At 69.6% G+C, this 6534-nt stretch carries 6 protein-coding genes and 1 pseudogene; 4 read left to right on the top strand and 3 right to left on the bottom strand.

Annotated features, from left to right (window positions below; translation table 11 throughout):
• A pseudogene (locus EAO75_RS46250) lies at positions 1–194 on the bottom strand (hypothetical protein); the annotation flags it as partial.
• Between the two features lie 53 nt (positions 195–247).
• Between EAO75_RS46250 and EAO75_RS38660 the strand changes: the two are divergent.
• Positions 248–958 carry a helix-turn-helix transcriptional regulator gene (locus tag EAO75_RS38660; RefSeq protein WP_147999749.1) on the top strand — a complete coding sequence of 237 codons (711 nt, stop codon included), beginning with the start codon at positions 248–250 and terminating at the stop codon, positions 956–958.
• Positions 959–1021: 63 nt separating this feature from the next.
• Here the strand turns inward: EAO75_RS38660 and EAO75_RS38655 are convergent, their stop codons facing one another.
• Both EAO75_RS38655 and EAO75_RS38650 read right to left on the bottom strand, forming a co-directional pair.
• The gene (locus EAO75_RS38655; protein WP_147999748.1) at positions 1022–1354 is read right to left on the bottom strand and encodes a hypothetical protein; all 333 of its coding nucleotides are present in this window, start codon (positions 1352–1354) and stop codon (positions 1022–1024) included.
• Between the two features lie 20 nt (positions 1355–1374).
• Positions 1375–3066 carry a sodium:solute symporter family protein gene (locus tag EAO75_RS38650; protein WP_147999747.1) on the bottom strand — a complete coding sequence of 564 codons (1692 nt, stop codon included), beginning with the start codon at positions 3064–3066 and terminating at the stop codon, positions 1375–1377.
• A gap of 177 nt (positions 3067–3243) precedes the next feature.
• Here EAO75_RS38650 and galT point away from each other — a divergent pair, with 177 nt between their 5' ends.
• The 3 genes from galT to galK all read left to right on the top strand — a co-directional run bounded on the left by galT (position 3244) and on the right by galK (position 6501).
• Positions 3244–4305 (top strand): galactose-1-phosphate uridylyltransferase, encoded by a 1062-nt coding sequence (gene galT / locus EAO75_RS38645; protein ID WP_147999746.1) that lies wholly within the window; start codon positions 3244–3246, stop codon positions 4303–4305.
• Complete coding sequence (gene galE, locus EAO75_RS38640) at positions 4302–5264, top strand: UDP-glucose 4-epimerase GalE (RefSeq protein ID WP_147999745.1); 963 nt, start codon at positions 4302–4304, stop codon at positions 5262–5264. Before galT ends, galE begins: the two co-directional genes overlap by 4 nt.
• Positions 5265–5337: 73 nt before the next feature.
• On the top strand, positions 5338–6501 hold the full coding sequence (galK, locus tag EAO75_RS38635) for a galactokinase (protein WP_147999744.1): 1164 nt from the start codon (positions 5338–5340) through the stop codon (positions 6499–6501).
• Positions 6502–6534: the final 33 nt, after the last annotated feature.

Here is a 6534-nt window from a genome sequence, read left to right as displayed (position 1 = left end):
ACCATCTTGGGGCCGCCCGCATACCCGAGGTCGTAGCAGCTGTCGTTGGCCTTCGGGACCCACAGCGGCTTGCCGGACTCTAGGTCGAAGGCGGCGCCGCCGCTGGTGCCGCCGGCCGCGACGGTGCCCCCGCTGACGGTGATGTTGTCGTAGCGGACCAGTGGGCATCCAWAGTGGGGCGTCCGGACCGGCACGACCGGTCCTGGGTATTGATGGGGATCCATTGGGGGGACTGGGGGGTTGCTCGATGGGAGTTCGGCTCATGGTGGTCGACGACCACCGATTGCTCGCCGAGGCGCTGGCCTCGGCACTGAAGCTGAGGGGGCACCGGGTGCTGGCCGCGGCGGCGCCCGCCGCGGGGGCGGCGGAGCTGGTGATCACGCGGGCGCCCGAGGTGTGCCTGCTGGGGACGGCGACGCCCGCGGAGCCGGGGATGTTCGACCCGGTGGTGAAGATCAAGAGGGAGCGCCCGCAGGTGGCGGTACTCGTCCTCGGCCCCGTGCCGAGCCCGCGCGGCATAGCGGCGGCGTTCGCGGCGGGGGCCTCCGGCTATGTCCGGCACGACGAGCGCATAGAGGGCGTGGAGCGGGCGATCATGAAGGCGCGGGCGGGCGAGGCCGCGGTGGCGCCACAACTACTCCAGGGCGCGTTCAGCGAGTTGCTCAACCCCGCGGCCCAACCGGACGACGAGGGCCAGCGCCTGCTCCAGATGCTGACCCCCCGGGAGGTCGAGGTCCTGGTCCGGGTGGCCGACGGCGAGGACACCCGCCTGATCGCCGCCGGCATGGGCATCGCCCCCTCCACGGCCCGCACCCACGTCCAACGAGTCCTGATGAAACTGGGCGTCGGCTCCCGCCTGGAGGCAGCGGCACTGGCGGCACGCACGGGCTTGCTGGACCGCGCGGGACCGGTGCCACAGTCATCGTCGGCGGAGGGTGGGGTGGCGGGGCCCGGGTAGAGGGCCGCGCCGACTCGGCCCGTCCGGTGGGGGCGAGACACCGATCGCCCGCCCCCACCACCGTCACTCCCCGCCCTCGCCCTCCACCCGCGGCGGCGCCGGAGCCGTAGGCCGTAGCTTCAGCCAGACCAGGAAGAAGATGCCGAGCAGCAGCATCCCCAGCCCGGTCCAGAGGTTGATGTTGACGCCCTCGGCCTTGTCGATCGCGGCCTGGTCGTCCGTCAGCCCCGCGATCGTGACGATCACGCCGTAGATCACGAAGAGTCCGCCGATGATGCGCCGGATGTCGAAGAGACGGGCAGCCGTGGCGGACTTCTCCTGCAGCGCACTGACCTCACGCTGGACGTCCTGCTCGGAGTACCCGGAATGCTCGGAGTGTTCGGAGTTGTCGGTCATGGTCTGTCAATCCTCCGAAGTCAGAACGAGAACGGGATGTAGCAGGCGGCAGCCAGCACCACCGCACCCCACCCCAGCAGCGCCGGCTTGCGATACCACGCGTCGTCCCCCTCGGCGGGCGGCTCGGCCATGCCCGGGGACCGGGTGCCGTACACCAGCCCCTGGAGTTCCTCCGCCGGCTTGGGAGCCGTGAAGAGGGAGACGGCGAACATGACGACCGCACCGGCCACGAACCCGGCGATCGCGGAGACGAAGTTGGCGCCCTGGTCGGAGGGGATCGAGATGATGTCCTGCTTGTAGAGGACGAAGTAGTTGATCATCGCCGCCGTCGTGCCGGCCAGCAGCCCCCAGAAGCCCGACTTCCTCGACGCCCGCTTCCAGAACATGCCGACGATGAAGACCACGAACATCGGCACGTTGAAGAAGGAGAACAGGGTCTGGAGGTAGCTCATGATGTTCGAGAACGACGAGGCCAGGAACGCCGTGCCGATCGACGCCAGCACACCGACCGCCGTGATCAGGCGCCCGAAGCGCACGTAGTAGGAGTCCTCGCGGTCCGTCACCACGTACTTCGCCCAGATGTCCGTGGTGAACACCGTGTTGAAGGACGACACGTTCGCCGCCATGCCCGCCATGAAGGCGGCCAGCAGACCGGTTACCGCGATACCCAGCACGCCGTTGGGCAGCAGCCCCTCCATCAGATACGGGATGGCGTCGTTGTACTGGTATCCCGACTCCTCCGTGCCGAAGCCGGGGACCAGGGCGGCGGCCGCGAGCCCCGGGATCATCACCAGGAACACGATGAAGATCTTGGGGAACGCCGCGATCAGCGGGGTGCGCTGGGCCGCCGAGAGGTTCTTCGCGGACAGCGCCCGCTGGACCTCCGCGAAGTTCGTCGTCCAGTAGCCGAAGGACAGCACGAAGCCGAGGCCGAGGACGATCGTCAGCCAGTTCGCGCCCAGCGGGTTCGCCTCGCCGATGCCCGTGCCGCCCCAGGCGGTGACGAAGTCGTCGCCGTGGGTCCGGGTCAGCTTGTCGCTCAGGCCGTCCCAGCCGCCCACCTTCTTCAGCGCCAGCACGGTGATCGGGATCAGCGCGGCCAGGACCACGAAGAACTGCAGGACCTCGTTGTAGATCGCGGAGGACAGGCCGCCGAGGGTGATGTACGCGAGGACGAAGAAGCCGGCGACCACGATGGCCACCCACTGCGGCCAGCCCAGCAGGGCCTCGACCACGATCGCCAGGGCGTACAGGTTCACTCCGGCGATCAGGATCGCGGCGAAGGCGAACAGGATCGAACTGAGCAGATGTGCCCCTCTGTCGAAGCGCAGGAGCAGGAATTCCGGGACCGAGCGGACCTTGCTGCCGTAGTAGAAGGGCATCATCACCAGGCCGAGAAAGACCATGGCCGGGATGGCGCCGATCCAGTACCAGTGGACGGTGTAGGCACCGTACTGGGCACTGTTGGCGGCCATGCCGAGGATCTCGGTGGCGGCGAGGTTGGCGGAGATGAACGCCAGGCCGGTGACCCAGGCGGGCAGGGAGCGGCCGGAGAGGAAGAAGTCGAGGGTGGTCTTCACCGAGCGGCGGGCCGCGAAGCCGATCCCCAGCACGACGACGAAGTAGATACCGAGCAGCGTGTAGTCGAGCCAGTTCGTGGGGAGCCGTAGCTCGGCGGCGAGGTAGGTGGGGGATTCTGTGGGGGTTTGCATGTGTACTCGCTTCGTTGGGCGAACCGATACAGAGCGGAACCTACGCCCACGTGTTCAGCAATTGAACACGTCCGTTGATGCTCTTTGTTTGATTGTGATGTTGACTGGGATGGTGAGTTGTGTTTCTCTGTGTTTAGTTCTGTTTGATGGACTTGAGTGGCTCGAATGGAGTCCGGCGTGAAGAAGACCTCGACCCGACTGGCCGACGGTCGTGAGCTCATCTACTACGACCTGCGTGACGACGCGGTGCGGGACGCGGTCGACCGCCGCCCTCTGGAGCGGACCGTCACGTCGTCCGAGGTCCGTCACGACGTGCTGCTCGGCGACGAGGTCGCCATCGCCTCGCACCGGCAGGGTCGTACGTATCACCCGCCGGCCGACCAGTGCCCGCTGTGCCCCTCGCAGGGCGACCGGCTGAGCGAGATCCCGGACTCGTCCTACGACGTCGTCGTCTTCGAGAACCGCTTCCCCTCGCTCGCCGGCGACTCCGGGCGCTGCGAGGTCGTCTGCTTCACCTCTGACCACAACGCGTCCTTCGCCCGCCTGACCGAGGAGCAGGCCCGGCTGGTCCTGGACGCGTGGACGGACCGCACGTCCGAGCTGTCCTCACTGCCCTGCGTCGAGCAGGTGTTCTGCTTCGAGAACCGCGGCGCCGAGATCGGTGTCACCCTCGGCCACCCGCACGGGCAGATCTACGCCTACCCCTTCACCACCCCGCGCACCGCCCTGATGCTGCGCTCCCTGGCCGCCCACAAGGACGCCACCGGCGGGGAGAACCTCTTCGACACGGTCCTGCGGCGTGAACTCGCCGGCCGACGGGTCGTCCTGGAGAGTGAACACTGGCTGGCCTTCGTGCCGTACGCCGCGCACTGGCCGTACGAGGTCCACCTGTACCCGAAGCGCCGGGTGCCCGATCTGCTCGCCCTCGACGAGGAGGCGCGCTCAGAGTTCCCCAAGGTTTATCTGGAACTCTTGAGGCGCTTCGACCGGATCTTCGGGGAAGGTGAGCCTCCGACGCCGTACATCGCCGCCTGGCATCAGGCGCCGTTCGGGCAGCTGGAGGACTTCGAGGGCGTGGTGCGTGAGGATTTCGCGCTTCACCTCGAGCTTTTCACCATCCGCCGCACTTCCGGCAAGCTGAAGTTCCTCGCGGGTTCCGAGTCCGGCATGAGTGTGTTCATCAACGACGTGCCGCCGGAGCACGCGGCCGAGCGACTGCGAGAGGTAGCGAGTAGATGAGTGGGAAGTTTCTGGTCACCGGTGGCGCGGGTTACGTGGGCAGCGTGGTCGCGCAGCACCTGATCGAGGCGGGTGAGGAGGTCGTCGTACTCGACAACCTCAGCACCGGCTTCCGAGAGGGGGTGCCGTCCGGGGCGTCCTTCATCGAGGGCGACATCCGCGACGCCGCCAAGTGGCTGGACTCCTCCTTCGACGCGGTGCTGCACTTCGCCGCGTTCTCGCAGGTCGGCGAGTCGGTCGTGAAGCCGGAGAAGTACTGGGACAACAACGTCGGCGGCACCATGGCGCTGCTCGGCGCCATGCGCGAGGCCGGCGTGCGCAAGCTCGTCTTCTCCTCCACGGCCGCCACCTACGGTGAGCCGGCCGAGGTCCCGATCGTCGAGTCGGCGCCCACCCGGCCCACGAACCCCTACGGCGCCTCCAAGCTCGCCGTCGACCACATGATCACCGGCGAGGCGGCGGCCCACGGCCTCGGTGCCGTCTCCCTCAGGTACTTCAACGTCGCGGGCGCCTACGGCGACTGCGGCGAGCGCCACGACCCCGAGTCGCACCTGATCCCGCTCGTCCTCCAGGTCGCCCAGGGCCGGCGCGAGGCGATCTCCGTCTTCGGCGACGACTACCCGACGCCGGACGGCACCTGCGTGCGCGACTACATCCACGTCGCCGACCTGGCCGACGCCCACCTGCTGGCGCTGAAGGCGGCCAAGCCGGGCGAGCACCTCATCTGCAACCTCGGCAATGGCAACGGCTTCTCCGTCCGCCAGGTCATCGAGACCGTCCGCCAGGTCACCGGGCACCCGATCCCCGAGGTCACGGCCCCGCGCCGGGGCGGCGACCCGGCGGTCCTGGTCGCCTCCGCCGACACCGCCCGCGAGCGGCTCGGCTGGAACCCGTCCCGCGCGGACCTCGCGGGCATCGTCGCGGACGCGTGGGAGTTCGCGCAGCGGCGGGCAGGCTAAGTTCTACGGCTGTTCGGCCGGTCAACTCACCGGCCGATCCGGCCGGTTCAGCACGGAAGGTCAGGGGCAGGGGATGAGCGTCGACACGGCAGCCACGGTCGCCGAGCGGTTCAGGGAGCTGTACGGGACCGAGCCGGAGGGGGTGTGGGCGGCGCCGGGCCGGGTCAACCTGATCGGCGAGCACACCGACTACAACGACGGCTTCGTCATGCCGTTCGCCCTGCCGCACACCGCGATCGCGGCACTCTCGCGGCGCGACGACGGCGTCCTGCGGCTGCACTCGGCGGACGTCGAGGGCGGCGTCGTGGAACTGCGCGTCGACGCGCTGGAGCCCGAGTCCGACCGTGACTGGACGGCGTACCCGTCGGGTGTGGTCTGGGCGCTGCGCCAGGCCGGCCACGCGGTGACCGGCGCCGACATCCACCTGGCCTCGACGGTCCCGGCGGGCGCCGGCCTGTCGTCGTCGGCGGCCCTGGAGGTCGTCGTGGCGCTCGCCCTGAACGACCTGTACGACCTGGGGCAGAAGGGCTGGCAGCTGGCCCGGCTGTGCCAGCGCGCCGAGAACGTGTACGTCGGCGCCCCCGTCGGGATCATGGACCAGACGGCGTCCGCCTGCTGCGAGGCCGGCCACGCGCTGTTCCTCGACACGCGCGACCTCTCCCAGAAGCAGATCCCCTTCGACCTGGCCGCCGAGGGCATGCGGCTGCTGGTCGTCGACACCCGGGTCAAGCACTCCCACAGCGAGGGCGAGTACGGCAAGCGGCGCGCGGGCTGCGAGAAGGGCGCCGCACTGCTGGGCGTGGACGCGCTGCGGGACATCGCCTACGACGACCTGGACGCGGCCCTCGACCGGCTCGGCGACGACGAGGAGGTGCGCCGCCTGGTGCGGCACGTCGTCACCGAGGACCAGCGCGTCGAGCAGGTCGTCGCCCTGCTGGAGTCGGGCGGGACGCGCGCGATCGGCCCGGTCCTGACGGCGGGGCACGCCTCGCTGCGGGACGACTTCCGCATCTCCTGCCCGGAGCTGGACCTGGTCGTGGACACCGCCCTGGCCAGTGGCGCCCTGGGCGCCCGTATGACGGGCGGCGGCTTCGGCGGCTCGGCGATCGTGCTGGCCGAGGCGGCGGACGTGGAGACCCTCACCAAGGCGGTCGAGGAGGCCTTCGCCGCCGCCGGCTTCGCCGCACCGCGCACGTTCGAGGCGGTGCCGGCGGCCGGGGCGCGACGGGTGAGCTGACCCCGGAAGGCCCGGGGGTACCCCACGCGCACG

It is taken from the genome of Streptomyces sp. UW30 (assembly GCF_008042075.1).
GTDB lineage: Bacteria > Actinomycetota > Actinomycetes > Streptomycetales > Streptomycetaceae > Streptomyces.
This window is presented reverse-complemented; position numbering and strand designations above follow the sequence as displayed.